This window comes from Anaerofilum hominis (assembly GCF_014287275.1).
In the GTDB taxonomy this organism is placed as follows: Bacteria; Bacillota; Clostridia; order Oscillospirales; family Ruminococcaceae; genus Pygmaiobacter; species Pygmaiobacter hominis.
This window is the reverse complement of record NZ_JACONZ010000003.1, coordinates 1-14,957: the sequence shown is the minus strand read 5'-3', so window position 1 is coordinate 14,957 and position 14,957 is coordinate 1. Positions and strand designations below refer to the sequence as shown.

11 protein-coding genes, 4 tRNA genes and 1 pseudogene are annotated in these 14,957 nt (G+C 60.7%); 4 read left to right on the top strand and 12 right to left on the bottom strand.

Annotated elements, in window-relative coordinates; all coding sequences use genetic code 11:
- Nucleotides 1–600: 600 nt before the first annotated feature.
- From H8S23_RS08720 to H8S23_RS08705, 4 genes and pseudogenes are all read right to left on the bottom strand, one after another.
- Nucleotides 601–1,782, bottom strand: a complete 1,182-nt coding sequence (locus H8S23_RS08720) for a M20 metallopeptidase family protein (protein WP_243165978.1) — start codon at nt 1,780–1,782, stop codon at nt 601–603.
- Between the two features lie 924 nt (nt 1,783–2,706).
- The gene (locus H8S23_RS14125) at nt 2,707–3,414 is read right to left on the bottom strand and encodes a DUF5780 domain-containing protein (RefSeq protein WP_279289078.1); all 708 of its coding nucleotides are present in this window, start codon (nt 3,412–3,414) and stop codon (nt 2,707–2,709) included.
- Nucleotides 3,406–4,260, bottom strand: a pseudogene (locus tag H8S23_RS08710) (M56 family metallopeptidase); the annotation flags it as partial. The gene H8S23_RS14125 and the pseudogene H8S23_RS08710, both read right to left, overlap by 9 nt.
- 17 nt (nt 4,261–4,277) lie before the next feature.
- The gene (locus tag H8S23_RS08705; protein WP_186887961.1) at nt 4,278–4,658 is read right to left on the bottom strand and encodes a BlaI/MecI/CopY family transcriptional regulator; all 381 of its coding nucleotides are present in this window, start codon (nt 4,656–4,658) and stop codon (nt 4,278–4,280) included.
- A gap of 889 nt (nt 4,659–5,547) precedes the next feature.
- Here H8S23_RS08705 and H8S23_RS08700 point away from each other — a divergent pair.
- Nucleotides 5,548–6,753: a GGDEF domain-containing protein gene (locus tag H8S23_RS08700; protein ID WP_186887960.1), complete on the top strand. Its 1,206-nt coding sequence runs from the start codon at nt 5,548–5,550 to the stop codon at nt 6,751–6,753.
- A gap of 547 nt (nt 6,754–7,300) precedes the next feature.
- Here H8S23_RS08700 and H8S23_RS08695 read toward each other — a convergent pair.
- A tRNA-Ile gene (locus H8S23_RS08695) sits at nt 7,301–7,377 on the bottom strand.
- Nucleotides 7,378–7,575: 198 nt separating this feature from the next.
- Here H8S23_RS08695 and H8S23_RS08690 point away from each other — a divergent pair.
- From H8S23_RS08690 to H8S23_RS08680, 3 genes are read left to right on the top strand one after another with little or no spacing between them, the layout of a single operon-like run.
- Nucleotides 7,576–9,351 (top strand): efflux RND transporter periplasmic adaptor subunit, encoded by a 1,776-nt coding sequence (locus H8S23_RS08690; RefSeq protein ID WP_186887959.1) that lies wholly within the window; start codon nt 7,576–7,578, stop codon nt 9,349–9,351.
- A gap of 3 nt (nt 9,352–9,354) precedes the next feature.
- On the top strand, nt 9,355–10,110 hold the full coding sequence (locus H8S23_RS08685; protein WP_279289076.1) for an ABC transporter ATP-binding protein: 756 nt from the start codon (nt 9,355–9,357) through the stop codon (nt 10,108–10,110).
- Nucleotides 10,097–11,383, top strand: a complete 1,287-nt coding sequence (locus H8S23_RS08680) for an ABC transporter permease (RefSeq protein ID WP_186887958.1) — start codon at nt 10,097–10,099, stop codon at nt 11,381–11,383. Before H8S23_RS08685 ends, H8S23_RS08680 begins: the two co-directional genes overlap by 14 nt.
- A gap of 134 nt (nt 11,384–11,517) precedes the next feature.
- Here H8S23_RS08680 and H8S23_RS08675 read toward each other — a convergent pair whose 3' ends face one another.
- The 7 genes from H8S23_RS08675 to H8S23_RS08645 all read right to left on the bottom strand — a co-directional run bounded on the left by H8S23_RS08675 (nt 11,518) and on the right by H8S23_RS08645 (nt 14,852).
- Nucleotides 11,518–11,730 carry a cold-shock protein gene (locus H8S23_RS08675; protein WP_186887957.1) on the bottom strand — a complete coding sequence of 71 codons (213 nt, stop codon included), beginning with the start codon at nt 11,728–11,730 and terminating at the stop codon, nt 11,518–11,520.
- Between the two features lie 243 nt (nt 11,731–11,973).
- Nucleotides 11,974–12,873: a M15 family metallopeptidase gene (locus H8S23_RS08670; protein WP_186887956.1), complete on the bottom strand. Its 900-nt coding sequence runs from the start codon at nt 12,871–12,873 to the stop codon at nt 11,974–11,976.
- Nucleotides 12,874–13,385: 512 nt separating this feature from the next.
- Complete coding sequence (locus H8S23_RS08665; protein ID WP_186887955.1) at nt 13,386–13,907, bottom strand: hypothetical protein; 522 nt, start codon at nt 13,905–13,907, stop codon at nt 13,386–13,388.
- A gap of 245 nt (nt 13,908–14,152) precedes the next feature.
- A tRNA-Asn gene (locus H8S23_RS08660) sits at nt 14,153–14,228 on the bottom strand.
- Nucleotides 14,229–14,345: 117 nt separating this feature from the next.
- Nucleotides 14,346–14,421: transfer RNA gene (locus H8S23_RS08655), tRNA-Lys, on the bottom strand.
- 37 nt (nt 14,422–14,458) lie between these two features.
- A tRNA-Glu gene (locus H8S23_RS08650) sits at nt 14,459–14,533 on the bottom strand.
- Between the two features lie 4 nt (nt 14,534–14,537).
- Nucleotides 14,538–14,852 carry a hypothetical protein gene (locus H8S23_RS08645; RefSeq protein ID WP_186887954.1) on the bottom strand — a complete coding sequence of 105 codons (315 nt, stop codon included), beginning with the start codon at nt 14,850–14,852 and terminating at the stop codon, nt 14,538–14,540.
- Nucleotides 14,853–14,957: the final 105 nt, after the last annotated feature.

The following is a 14,957-nucleotide window of genomic DNA, read 5'->3' as shown; positions in this document are numbered from 1 at the left end:
GGCCCACGCGCCCGCCGGCGGCGCGGGCGGCTTTGGGCCGGGGCTGCAAGGTCCTTGGTCGGCAGACGGCCTTAAAGAGGGACCGCCTCTCCCGCTCGTCCCCCTGCGGCCACGGCCTGCGAACGGGCCGGCCTCCCGTTCCCCGGCGTTTTCTCTTCGGGAGCAGCCCGTTTTGCCTGCGTCCCACGCTGCGGTGCTTTCGGGCCGCCCGCCGCTGCCGGCGGCAGAGCGCCTGCTTAAAAAGGGCAGACGCTGCGGTAAAGCCGCCGCCCCAAAGGACCATGCTGCCGACACACCTCCCAGTTGACCGGCTCCCCTCTCCGCCGCCGCATGCGCCGTATCGCCCACGATCGGGCGCTTGCGGTCCTGCTCAATGCTCCCTCCGCGGCAAAGGGCTGCCTGCTTATGGTTTTTCGCCTCTCCCCGCCCCTGCGATGCGGAAGTTTTCCGCCTGCCCCTGCAAGGCGGGAGAGGGCGCCTCTGCCCCGGCAAACAAAAAAGATCAGCCCGGCAGGTCTCTTAAGACCCGCCGGGCTGATCTTTCCGCGCTTCCCTGCATTTTTGCGGGTGCGCTCTTTTGCAGAGTCCCCCTCTGCAAGGTCAATGCTGCTGCAGATAACGCGCGGCGCAGTAGGCGTAGATCGCCGCGCCGGTGGGCAGCACCGACTCGTCCGGGGTCATGCCCGGGTTATGCATCCCACAGGCATGGCCCCCCGCCATGCTGCCCGCCCCCAAATGCAGGTACACGGACGGCACCCGCTCGGCAATGGCTGTAAAATCCTCTGAGCCGGACATCCCCTCCAGCTCGCTCACCGCGTCTTCCCCCAGCAGCTCGCGGCAATAGCCGCCCATTTCGTCGCACATGCCCTCTTCATTGTAAAGAGAGGGCATCCCGTATACGAATTCCACCAGCGCGCTGCCGCGGAAAGTGGCCGCCACCGACTCGCTGATCTCTTTTACCCGCCGCTTCAAAAAGTCCCTGCTCTCCCGCGAGGCGGCGCGCACCGAGGCCTCCAGCACACAGCTGCCCGACAGCGTGTTGCAGCTGCTGCCGCCGTTGATCATGCCCACCAGCACCACCGACTGCTCCTCGCAGGGGATCTCCCGCGCCAGGATCTCCTGCAGCGCGATCACGATATGTGCCGCGATATTGATGGCGTCCACCCCGGCATGGGGCATGCTGCCGTGGGCGTCCTTGCCGGTCACGGTGATCCGCACCGCATCGCCGGAGAAAGTCGCGCAGCCCCGCTTGTAGGAGATATGTCCCGGCTCGCTGGTGTCCCCGCCGCCCACCATGATGTGCATGGCCAGCGCCGCGTCCACCTGCGGGTTTTCCAGAATACCGTTTTCCAGCATATCCTGCGCCCCGGCCAGCTTTTCCTCCGCGGGCTGAAACATCAGCTTGACCTGTCCGTTCAGCTCGTCCTCGCTCTGCTTGAGGAGTTTTGCCGCCGCCAGCAGCATCGAGGTGTGGCAGTCGTGCCCGCAGGAGTGACAGTTGCCGTTGTCCGCCGCAAAGGGCAGGCCGGTCTTTTCCTCCATGGGCAGCGCGTCCATGTCCCCGCGCAGCAGCAGCGTGCTGCCCCCCTCCCTGCCGATCATGCAGCTGACGCCCGCTCTGCCCACCCTTTTCGGCTCCAGGCCATAAGAGCGCAGCGCCTCTTCCACAAAAGCTGTGGTCCGGGGCAGGTCGAACCCCGTCTCCGCAAAACCGTGAAGCGTGCGCCGGTTTTCGATGATCTCGCCGCGCATGGCCTGGGCGGCCGCTTTATAATCTGTCATTGTGATCACACTCTTTCTCTCTTTATTATTCTGTGCCGCTCCACAGCGCCTGGCTGCGGCGGGTCTGCTTTACTGCTCCTACCGGCCCGTGCGCCATCGCCGCTTGCGCGCCGTGCCTGCGCCGGCCGCGCGGCGCAGCCCAAGTCCGCCGATCTCTATCATCTATGCCGCCCTCCCTGTATCTGGTCTCTTCTCCTGCGGCAGCCGCAGGGCCGTCCGCATCCATCCGGGCCGGGCTGCCGTCCGGGACAGGCCACAAAAAAACAGCTCTCGCCCCATCTCTGGGACAAAAGCTGTCGCTTCTGCGGTACCACCCGGATTGACGCCGCCTTTGTGCGGCGTCCCCTCTTCACGCACGGTCATGCGCGCCCCTTTGATAACGGATGGGGTCCCCGGCGGGCGCTACTGGGCGGTTGCCGTTCACGCTGCCCTCGCAAGGCCATTCGGCACGGCGCTCACCGCCGCGGTCCCACCCTCCGCGGCTCTCTGGCAGGCTTGCTCTCCGTGCGTACTTCCTCTTGCTCATCGGTTTTGCTTTTTGGTTTTGCTTATTATATGCGTTTCCCGCCGCTTTGTCAAGCCCGGCGGCCGGGCGACGCGGCGGGAACACCGGCGGCAACGCGGGCCGCGCGCCCGCGGCGGGAACGGGCGGGGCGCAGCCCGCGCTTTCTTCCGCGGTGTGTCCTCCGGCGGCGCGGCGGGCCCGACCGGCCCTCAGGGACCCCGGCCGGAACGGCTGCGGCTGTGAGAGGGGCAACAGGCGTCCCTGCGTCAGGAGCGATCCCAATGTGTAAATATTGGTGTATGGGGCGGTTCGCCGCCGTCCCCCCCCTGCTCCCCGATACAGGCGGTCTTGGAGCGCAGGGGGCAAAGGGCCTCCTCCCAAAACAGGGCGAGGCCAATATGCGAAGGACCTGGGAACGGCTATAGGGTCACGGTTGCCTGTTCAGAAGAATAATAGGATTCCAGTACCGCCACATCCACCCTTTTACCCGCATAATTGCTTATCCACGCATCATAATCGGGGTTTATCCAAACCGTTCCATCCTCAAAAGTGATCTCTTTGAAACAATAGAGCGCGTAAGCCACGGCACAGGTACCATCCGCATCCACTTCGTTAAAAATCGACCAGCCGCCGTTTACATCGTGTGTTTTCCCCGGTGCGATGACATACTCCGATGCCAAATAGGGCGGAATATTGCTCACGTTTTCGTAACTGCGTTCCGTGCTGCTATCCATCGCATACCAATCCGGCTGCAGGGGGTCGCCCGCTGCGTCAAATGCCAGCATCCCGCTGGACCATCCAACGATGGTGTGGTCCGTATTGTTGGTAAATATATCTTTGATATAAGGCGCTTGAGGGTCGTTGTCGTAAAGCAAAATGCGCACGCTATCGATCGTAACGGTCCCCCCGACTGTTTGCCGCGCGGCTGGATCTGCGGAGGGACCGCCGGCGGCGGACGGCTGGCTGCTGTCGGGGCCGGCCGCAGAAGCATTGCCTGTACCGGGCTTTTGCGGCACACAGGCGACAAGCCCTCCCGACAATAGAAGCAGGCAAAGAAACCCCGCAAGCACCGCGGGTCCTTTTCGTTTCCGGCTGAGATCAAACAGGTTTACGATCCGTTTTTTCATGATATTTTTGTCGCCCCCAAACTGTGTGGCCGCCCCCGGGCGGAACGCTTCTTTTCCTGCGGCGGCCAATATCGTTTGCCCATAGGCTGCGCGGTGCGCGCGATCCAGGCCTCTCAATACCATTTCATCACAAGCCAGTTCCATATCCGTTCCCGCTCTCCGGGCCATCAGCCAGACGAACGGGTTGAACCAGTGGATCGCCGCTGCCGCCAGCAGCAGCTATTTTATCCATACATCCTTTCTTTTGTAGTGCGTCAGTTCGTGGCATAAGATCAGCCGCAGTTCCGCGTCAGCATATTCCTTTTGGGGAAGATAGATAGCCGGGCTCCATATGCCCGCCAACACAGGGGTCGGTATGATCGGACAGCAGAACAAAGCAGGGGCGCGCTTCATGCCGGTTTGCCCAATTACATGATGGTACTGCGCCAGATCGTTATTTCCCGGCGCGGACGCATACCGGCGCAAGCGCTTTGACAGGCGATGGTTGGACAGGACCTGGAATACCAGCACACATACGGCGCCGGCCAGCCACACCAAAAACAAGATGTGTATCCAGGAGAACGATGTTCTATTTCCAAACCCGGCATCCCTATTGGCGGAGGGTCCAGTTAGAACGCCGCCATTGCCGGACAGCCGGGAAGCCTCTAAAGGGGTGAAGAGTTCGTTGGGAACACGCACCTGCACCGGCGGCGCAGCAAGCGTAAAATGGACGGGGATCAAGAGACGCACAGCCACCGCCGCCCAAAGCATGACCCGCAGCCGGGCCGTATACCGTTTGCTTAAAACAGGGCTGAGGATAAACAGAACGACAACGGCAATGCTGCTGGTCAGGGAAGTCTCTGCCATCGCAAAAAGCAAATCGTTCACCGTGCGCCACCGCCCTCCCGCAGGGTTTCCAGCAAAGTGTGAAGTTCTTCAATGTCGGCGTCTTTTAGGGCGTTCGCATCCGCCAATGCCGCCACCAGATTTTTGAGAGAGTTCTGATAGAGCTTCCCCAGCATGGTCGTGCCCTCGAACGCCAGATACGCATCCCGCCGCACAAGCTGCGTATAGTAGTTGCTGCGCCCTCTTTTCTCGCAGGCCACAAAACCTTTGCTTTCCAGCCGTGCCAGATAGGTGTTGACGGTATTCGCGTTGAGATTTTTGTGCCGCAGCTTTTCATCAAAATAAAAACGCGGCACAGCCCCCTTTGCCTCCCAAAGGCACATCATAATATCCAGCTCAGAATCAGGTAAGCGCTGCATCGTTGCCCTCCTTTTACTACATTTGTAGTTTTTTATTATTATACTACATATGACGTAGTGATTTGTCAAGCTATTTTTTGCAAAAATGCGGCAGGATGGCCGGCGCACCGCCCTGCTTTCGTTTCCAATCAGGCCGCAGGCAGGGCGGACCGCGCCTTTCCTGAATTTCAAGGCGCCCATTCCAGAAGGGAGGATCCCCCCTCTGCATGTTTGCACGGCGCAGAACCAGGCGCATCAAAAGCAATGGGCCCGCCTGGGGGCGAATAAGCTTGCGCAGCACAGGACAAGGGATGAGGCCGCGCACACCCGAAAAAGATGGATTTGAAAAAAGGGCCCGGGCGCCATGCGGCTCCCTCAAAGGAGGACACCAAATCCGCGCAAAATAAAAAGCGCCAAAAGCCAAAGCCGGGTCCGCAGTAGGAAACATGACCGCAAAGGGGGCCATTGAAGATGCAGCGCAAGGCAAACCACCGCGGGAGTGCTGTAGGGCTGGCAAGGCGGTTTCAAAAGCGCTTTGCCCTGTCCTGCCAAGCTCGGCTTTGCCGGGCCGGCCGCTTTCCATCCGCGTGGGCTGCGCCGATGGCCGGCCCCGCAATGCGCTCCAATTGCCGCCTTTTCGGCGTTCCGCCCCGCGCCGCAGGAACAGCTGCGCAAAATCGCTATCCCCGCTCTCCTGGAAACGGAGTCCAGCGCAGGGGGGCAGCGCCCCCGGCGCCGTATCGTATCCTGATCGATCTGCAGTTTCGTTTCCGTCCCGACAGAAGAGCGGTCAAACGCCATGAAGCGGCGGGGAGAGTATGCCGGATAGGGGGCCCTGTGTAAGGCGGTGCGCTTCCGGCACGGTCTGCCGCCGCCCCGCATAGGATGGCGGGAAGGGAGTGGATCCTATATGCCTACAGAGCCGGGCTCCCTGATCTTTCTCTTTCTGTCCTTTGCCGCCCTGATCTTATATGATCTGCGGGCTTTCTCTTTCAGCGCATCCATCCTGCAGCTGAGGCCAAACCACAGGCTGTCCAAGCTCTTTTCCATCCTGGCCAACTGCGTACTGCTGGCGCTGATCTTTGTCCTGGGCCTGCCGATGTTATTGAGTTATCTCATCCTCTATCTCGTGGTCCTTTTGGAATTGTGCATGATGTTCCAGGGCCAGGCGGTGCTGCTTCTATTCGGAAGCGGCAATTTTCTCTTTCACCTGATGGACGTCCAGATGATCGCAGCGGCGCTCTACGTCCTGCTCTTTGATATCTCCTCGCCGGAAGAATTTTTTCGGCGCTACCCCTCCAGCGTCTTCCTGACCCTGCTTGTGGTGACCGCACTGCTGGAGGTGTTCCGCCGCGGCGTGGACCAGACGGCTCTGCGGCTCCTTTTGAAAAACAGCGGTCAGCTCCTGTTTGCCACCACGTCCATGTCCCTCATCAACGTCTATCTGCTCATCCTCAGCGTCTCCTACAGCGGCCAGGCATACTCGGCCCTGGCTGCGGTTTTTCTGCTCTGCACCGGCGTGCTGCTCTTTGGGGCTTTTTATACAGCCCTCCTGCACGCGCTGCGGATGAGCGTGCTTCTGGAGTACAAGGCCAGATCCCACACGCTGGAGCAGAAACTGGAGCAGAGTCAGGAGGATCTGGACGCCATGCAGGAGGCCGCTACGACCGACGCCCTCACCGAGGTACACAACCGGCGCTATGGGCTGGAGGCCCTGGACCGCCAATTGGCCGCCGGCGGCCCTGGCTGCGTCTGCTTTGTGGATATCGACCGGCTGAAGTCGGTCAACGACCAGTACGGCCATGACGAGGGGGACCAGTACATCTTACGGGTGGTGCGGGCGCTCTCTGAAGCCCTGTCCGGCTGTGATACCCTGGCCCGGCTGGGCGGAGACGAGTTCCTGCTGCTCCTCCCCGGCCGGACAGAAGCAGAGGCGGATACTCTGCTGGAATGGGTGCGGGAAAAGCTCCATGCCTCGGCCACCAGCTATCGGTCGTCCATCAGCTTCGGGGTCGTGGCGCTGCAGGCGGAGGAACGCCTCTCCGCCGGAGAAGCCCTGCGGCGGGCCGATGCGAAGATGTACCGGGATAAACTGTCCCGGCGGGAAGGGAAATAGCGCGGCTTTCCTGTGTGGGCCCGGTTTAGAAACCGTCGGTTCCTGGGGGCGAAGCGATCCCTTTTCCAAAATATCAGGAGGCCGGTCGATCGACCGGCCTCCTGATATTTTTGTCGGCTATCCGCCCCCTGCCGGATCGGCCCAGGGGGCTGTTTTGCAGCAGTTGGACGCCCCGTTCCGAAACCGGTTCTCACCGCAGTACAGACCGCCCGCCGCCGATCTGGCCGCCGCGGCAGCGGCCGAAAGATCAGCGACCTGAGCCGCAGCGCCGGAGGGCCTCCCCCAAAATCAGTCGGGCGGTCCGCTTTTTCTGGTCCCGCGCCTAAAAAGGATGCTCCCACGGGGACCGCCTTTGGCGGCTTCCTCTGTTTCCTTTTTCCCCTCCGCGCGTCCCCGCGGGGCCGGGGTCCGCCGCCCCCACGGCCGGGGCGACTTTTGAACAGGTTGATATCTAAAATTCGAGGCCCTCAACTTTTTAAAGTTGAGGGCCTCACAAGGCTTGAAAACACGGGCATTTTGATGCAGCTGTCTTTTTGCCTTGTACGTTTGGTGGGCCTTCAGGGATTCGAACCCGGGACCGATCGGTTATGAGCCGAGTGCTCTGACCAGCTGAGCTAAAGGCCCTCATCTTGTTGAAAGGCTTATTTATTATACACGAATTTTCTCTTTCCTGCAACCATCTCCTTTCCCCGCGCTGTCTCAAATCTCACACATTCCTTTTGATTTTTTCACACATTTCGTCCCGCGTTTTCACACATTCCCGGCCTAAAATGAAGCCCGGACACCAACGAATTTATTTTTTACAAGAAGAGGAGCTTGGACATGAACGAAGAGAGCACTGCAAAAAAAGGCATCCGTGGGCTGCCCGCAGCCCTGCGCGGGGGGCTGGGACGCATTTTCGGGCCTATGGCCCGCTGGGTCCGCCGCCACAAAAAGAGCTTCGCCGCCCTGATCGTCCTGGCGGCTGCCGGCAGCTTTCTGGGCTGGCGCTTTCTCGCCGCCGGCCGGGGCGCAGCGGGCGGCGGGGCGCCCGCATTCGTCCGCACCACCGTCCTGCAGAAAACCAGCCTGGAAAATTCCATCTCCGCCACCGGCACGGTGGGCAGCGCCGAGGTCAGCAACGTGACCACCCAGCTCAAATACACGGTCAAGGAGGTCAAGGTCCAGGTGGGAGACACCGTGCAGGAGGGCGACGTCATCTGCACGCTGGACACCTCTGAGATCGAAAAGCAGCTCCAGAAAGCAAAGGAGGCGCTTGCGGAAAACATCGAAAAGGCGCAGGCAAGCTATGACAAGGCCCTGGCCGCCTACAACAGCGCCTACGACAAGGCCAGCGCTGCGGAGGCCGCCTACAACAGCGCCGCGGCGGCCTGCAACAATGCCGCCAGCGCTTTTGAAAACGCAAAAAACACGGTCCTTGCGCTTCAGTCCGCTTACGACGCGGCGGCGGCGGCTGCGCAGGCGGCGGCCGGGGACGTGGCGGCAAAGCTGGACGCCTATACCGCGGCGGTGGCTGCCGCCGGCGGCGACCTTTCCGCCCCTGCGGTCGTGAGCGCCGCGCAGGCCCTCAGCGCCGCCTGCAGCGCCTATAACGGCACGACCTTTACGGCCGGCGGGACGGTGGACACCGCCGCCCAGAGCGGCGGCCTTGCCGCCAGCGCCCAACAGGCGCTCTCTGCCCTCAACAGCGGCAAAGAGCTGTGCGGCTACGCCGCTTTGGAGCAGGCGCTGAACAGCGCCGCCGCCGCCAAAGAACAGGCCCGCACCCAGCTGGACACGCTGGAGAGCCAGTTCACCAGCGCAAAAGAGCAGCTGACCTCCGCCGAGACCGCGCTCAAGGACAGCAAGAGCAGCGACACGCTGGAGGAGCTGCAGGACCAGCTGGAAGAATGTACGCTCAAGGCCGGGTCGGCCGGCACCGTGACCGCCCTCAACGCCACGGTGGGCAGCGCCGTCACCGACAGCATCGTCGCCACCATCCAGAACGTCGGCAGGCTGAAGATCTCTTTCTCGGTGGAGGAGTACGACATCCCCAACGTCGCGGTGGGCCTGCCGGTGAATATCACCAGCGACGCCACCGGCGACACGGTCATCCACGGCACGGTCACCCAGGTGTCCAAGACCGCTTCCAGCGGGCAGAACTCCTCCGGCGGCTTTGCCTGCGAGGCCACGGTGGACGACCAGGACACCGGGCTTCTCGTGGGCATGAACGCCAAGCTGAACATCATCCTCTCCACCACCGACAACGTCTTTGTGGTGCCCATCGACGCGGTGGGCGCCGATGAAAACGGCGGCAGCGTGGTTTACGTCAAAACCGGCGGCAGCGGGGCCGACGCGGTCTTTGAGCCCGTGCCGGTCACCACCGGCGCGGAGAACGACTATTATATCGAGATCTCCGGCGACGGCCTGGAAGAGGGCATGGAGGTGCGCAGCAGCGCCGACGCCGATGAGGCCAGGGTGAATACCGGCGGCTCCGGCACCGGCGGAGGCGCTGTCGATATGGGCGGTTTTGCTGTGGCGGGCGGCGCCATGGCCGCGCCCGACGTCGGCGGGGGCGGCGGCGCTCCCGGCGGGGGCGGCGGCCCGATGGGGGGCTGAGGGATGATGACAAGGGAACTGTTTGAGGGCTGCACCGGCGGCGCGGCAGGCGGGCCGCTGATCGCCATCCGCAGCTTGGTCAAGACCTATTATGCCGGCCGGCCCAATGAGCTGGAGATCCTGCACGGCATCGACCTGACGGTCTGGCCGGGCGAATTCGTGGCCATTGTGGGCGAGTCGGGTTCGGGCAAATCCACCATGATGAACATCATCGGCGCTTTGGACCGCCCCACCCGCGGGACCTATCACCTCGACGGCGTGGACGTGGAAAAAGCCACCGATCCCCAGCTGTCCGCCATCCGCAACCGCAAGATCGGCTTTGTGTTTCAGACCTTCAACCTCATCGGCCGCACCACCGCCCAGAAAAATGTGGAGCTGCCCATGCTGTACGCGGGCGTGCCCGCCCGCCGCCGCGCGGCCCGGGCCAGGGAGCTGCTGCAGATGGTGGGCATGAGCGACCGGGCCAAGCACCAGCCCAGCGAGCTTTCCGGCGGACAGAAGCAGCGGGTGGCCATCGCCCGCGCCATGGCCTGCGATCCCGCCCTGCTGCTGGCCGACGAGCCCACGGGCGCGCTGGATTCGCAGACCAGCCGCACCGTGATGGATATTTTTCACGATCTGCACGAGCAGCAGGGCAAGACCGTCGTGCTGATCACCCATAACCCCGAGCTCGCGGAGGAGTGCGGGCGCATCCTGACCCTCAAGGACGGCAGGATCATCAGTGAGCGGAAAGGAAGTGGCGCCCGTGGGACTGCTTGACAATATCCGCATGGCCTTTGCCAGCCTGTGGGCCAACAAAATGCGCGCGGTCCTGACCATGCTGGGCATCATCATCGGCATCGGCTCGGTCATCGCCATCGTCACGGTGGGCGACTCGCTCACCGGCTCGATCAGCGACTCGATGCAGAGCCTGGGCGCGGGCAATATCACCGTCAGCCTGAGCCAGAAAAGTTCGGACGACGACGGCGAAGCCGTCATGATGGAGGGCGTCAGCATCCGCATGTTCGGCCCCAGCCGGCCCGCCGACGAGGATCTGCTCACCGACGACATGATCGCCGAATACCGCAGGGCTTTCGGCGACAGGGTCGCGGCCGTCTCCCGCTCCGAATCTTTGGGCAGCGGTACGGTCACCCAAAAGAGCACAAGCCTGAATGTCAATATCACCGGTGCCGATCTGGACTATCCCGCCGCCGAGGGGCTGGAGATCACCAACGGCCGTTTTCTCAACCAGAACGATCTGGACGGCCGGAAAAAGGTCTGCGTGGTGACCGACGAATTTGCTGAAAAGCTCTTTGGGGAAAGGACCGACCCCATCGGCAAGTCCTTTGAGGCTGCGGTGAACGGCAAGGTCTATACCTTTTACATCGTGGGCGTCACCCCCTACGACGACGGCGGCGCGGTGGCCATGTTCGGCAGCGACGTGAGCTATCCGGTCTATATCCCTCTCACTACGGCCAAAAAGCTTGCCGGCTCTGCGGCAGGGTATCAGAGCTTTACGGTGGTGGGCAGTTCGGCGGGGGAGAACGCCCAGTTCCTATCCGACACCGAGAGCTTTTTTGCCAGTTATTACACCCGCAACCAGAGCTGGACCGTGCGCGCTTCCAGCATGGAGAGCATGATGAGCACCGTCACCGAGATGATCTCCACCGTGCAGCTGGCCATTGCGGCCATTGCGGCCATCAGCCTGCTGGTGGGCGGCATCGGCGTGATGAACATCATGATGGTCTCGATCACCGAGCGCACCCGTGAGATCGGCACCCGCAAGGCCCTGGGCGCGCCGGGGTACGCCATCCGGCTGCAGTTTATCACCGAATCGGTGGTGATCTGCCTCATCGGCGGCGTCATCGGCATCGTCCTGGGCGTGATACTGGGGGCCTGGGGCGCCTCCCTGCTGGGATATGCGGCCAAGCCCTCCCTCCTGGCCGTGACGGCTTCGGTGGGCTTCTCGATGGCGATCGGCGTCTTTTTCGGCAGCTATCCGGCCAGCAAGGCCGCCAAGCTGGACCCCATCGAAGCGCTGCGGTACGAGTAGGGCCCCAGCGCTGCCCGCTGCAGCCGCGCCGCAGGCCGCGGGGCCCGTCTGGCCGCATTTTTCTGCAAAATAAAAGAGCCGCTTTGTGCCGGTGTACGGCGCAAAGCAGCTCTTCTGCTGTGTGGTGGGTCTGCTCAGGCGATGCGGACGTTGATCGCGCGCATCTTGCTGGCGTTTTTGGGGTCGACCTCGGAGTCAAAGGTGACCTTCTGTCCGTCGGAAAGGCTCTTAAAGCCCTCAGACTGGATGGCGGAGAAGTGCACGAACACGTCGCCGCTGCCGTCGTCGTTGGAGATAAAGCCAAAGCCCTTGTCGTCATTGAACCATTTTACAGTACCGGTATTCATAAAAAATACCTCCTAAAAGTAGTGTTATTCCAGTGCAAGTCATCGTGCCGGGCTCCGGGCGAAAAACGACCTGGACAGCCGTTTTTTATAGCTTTCGGTGAAACCTATAAAAAAACGGCGCGGCATGAAATCAAAATGGAAATTGATCTCATACCGCGCCCAATCAATTATTACATTTAGAATACTTCTATAGTATAACGCTGAATTCTACAAATGTCAAATTTTATTTTCCGGGCAGTCCTTTCAGCCCGGCAGATAGGCTGCGCAGTACTCGTCAAAAGTGATCCCCAACTCGTAGATCTCTGCGGCCGTCTCTTCGCCCACATAGCGGATGTGCCACTCCTCGGTCATATAGCCGGTGATCCACTGGGTCTCGGGCAGATAGTGAAGCACAAAACCGTAGCGGTGCAGATTCTCCTTTGCCCAGGCATACTCCGCCGTTTGCCCAAACTCTGTATAAGACAGCGCGCCGTTGCAGATATCCATCGCCAGCCCGGTCTGATGTTCGGAAAATCCGGGCCGGGCGCTGTAGGTGTCCGCCGCGGCCTGCCCGTCCCGCGCCGCATAGTTGCTGTACAGCTGCTGCTGATAGGCATAGCTGCGATAGCCCGACTGGCCCAGGATGGTGTATCCCTCCGCGGCCGCCCCCTCGCAGAGGGCCTCAAAGGCGGCCGCAGCCTCGGCCCGCAGGTAAAGGGTCTTGCCGCCGTTGGAGCGTCCGGCCGAGATCCGGGTCAGATCGGCAGGTTCATAGCCGTCCGGCAGCTGGTGATATTTGTTGCACAGTACCAGCAGGCTGTCCGGATCCGCCACCGTCTCCACGCCGGTATAAAACTCCCGGTCAAGGCCGATGTTCACATAGACCACCGTCTGCTCCGCAGTGAACTCAGGGTGCAGCGCTGCGTACTCCGCATAGCGGGCCGCTTCCGGCTGCCGGTATCCCGGGACGTCCGCAAAGGGGTCCGCCGCCGGGGTGGGCGCGGGGGACCCGGCGGGGGCCGGGGGCTCCGTAGGGGCGGCCGACGCCGCCGGGATCCCCTGCGGCAAGGCCGGGGCCGAGGAACCCGTCCTGCCGCCGCAGCCCGCCAGCAATAAAGTACACGCCGCAGCCAGGGCGAAAGGGATCAATGCTTTTAATCTCATCTGTGTTTCTCCTGTTTTCCCATAATGGGTCTAACATAACGCCTGGAGCGCAGAATGTCAAGGGAGGCCCCGCCTGTTTTTGCCCGCTTTTGCAGATCGGGCCCCGGTACGCAGCGGGCCTGCGCCCCAGCGGAGATTTTTTCCTGCTGATGTGAAGCGGCCCGGTATCCCCCTTTCGCAGCAGCTCTGCGCCCTACCCGAGGTCTCTTCGGTGTTTTCCGCAGCGAGAGAATAAAAAAGAGCCCGTCCTGCGACGGAGCCTTTTTTCTGGCTTCTTCTGTTGGGCTCGAACCAACCTGGGGGATTCAATTGCACGCAGGTGGATTCTAAAAAGACTGCATTGCAATGCGGATTTTCCACAAAATGCGCCAGTCAAAATGTACAACGCCACATCAATAATCGATTTTAATGTGGGTTACAGGGTGGGGGAGGGGCTGTTTGAATCCACATGGACATTTATATTTAAAAAAAAAGATAAAAAGCGCTTCGGATTTTTCTGAAGTGTTTTTGTTCTAAAGGTTCTTCCCCATGCGGTCTCGTACTGCCTGCACAATATAACCTTGCAGACTGCTGCCATACTTCTCCGCTTCTTTTTTTACCTTTTCTAATTCATCCGGATCAAATCGAATGGTTATAGTCTTTTTCTTTGCCAAATATCGGAAATTCGCTTCTAATTGAGCTTTGCTGGCCATGTCATCACCTCTTTGCGATTGTACCACATTTTCTATGTATATGCCATCATGTATATAAAAAGAAACAACATCAGCGAACAAAAAATAATGGAAGAAACAAATATGAAAATCAATGCTTATGGCGGCTACAAAATGAACGGCACCACAAGGCGGCGAGCGCGGTAAAATGCCTGACCGGATATTATAGCAGACAGTAACGTTTCTCCTGCAGGCCTTTCGCAGGGCGGCGAACAGGCTTGCGATGCTGCCCTGCAGCTGTGAGGCCGGAGCACGGAGAGCAGAAAATATGCGGGCCAGCGCGTTTTTGGCCCCAGCCAGGGCGGGCAAAAGGCTCGTGCTCACCAGTGGGTCTGGCACAGAGCAGCGTACAAAAGGGAAAGAACAGGCCGTATGACCGACGAACCAACACACCGCACGGCTTTTGTAGCCTCCCCATAGGCCGGCCCCCAGCCCAGTTTCGCTTGTCGCTGGGCCGCGGGCGCAGGCACTTTTCCCGCCCGCAGGACCGGGAGCCCTGCGGCGCAGAATACCGCAGCGCCTTTTTTGAGACAAAATAAAAAAGACTTCGTCAATGACGAAGTCTTTTTTGGCTCCCCCTGTTGGGCTCGAACCAACGACCCTGCGGTTAACAGCCGCATGCTCTACCGACTGAGCTAAGGAGGAATATATGGTAACTGCCCTAAGGCAGATCACTGTCCCAGCGCACCTGCCAGGACTTTCACCGCAGCGTTTTTTTCAAATAAAAGCGCTGCCTGCGTCCTTTGTGGTGCTCTGTATGATTGGTGCACCTCCAGGGACTCGAACCCTGGGCCCGCTGATTAAGAGTCAGCTGCTCTACCAACTGAGCTAGAGGTGCAGACGAAAGAAAAACGGCATACGCCGTTTTTCCGTAATGGTGACCCCTGCGGGAATCGAACCCACGATTGCGCCGTGAGAGGGCGCCGTCTTAGCCGCTTGACCAAGGGGCCGCATTCAAAAGCACAAAGTGCTTTTGAATGTAGCGAAGATGTCCTCATGACGCTTACGCGTCCCGGATCGCTTTGCGATCACGGCCATCTTCGGCTCACTCCAGCACTCATGCTTTTGTGTAAAAGCGCCATCGGCGCTTTCATTGCAGCGAGGATGTCCTCGTGATGCTCGCGCATCCCGGATCGCTTCGCGATTATGGCCATCCTCGGCGCTCTTCTGCGCTCTGGCTCTTTCGGGTAAGCACTCTGTGCTTTTGAATGCAGCGAAGATGTCCTCGTGACGCTCACGCGTCCCGGATCGCTGCGCGATCACCGCCATCTTCCGCTTCTTCTTTGCACTCATGCTTTTTTGCTGAGGATCTTTTCCCCTCATATAAGAAAAGGGCCGGCACCTACCTATTTTCCCAGGTCGTCTCCAACCAAG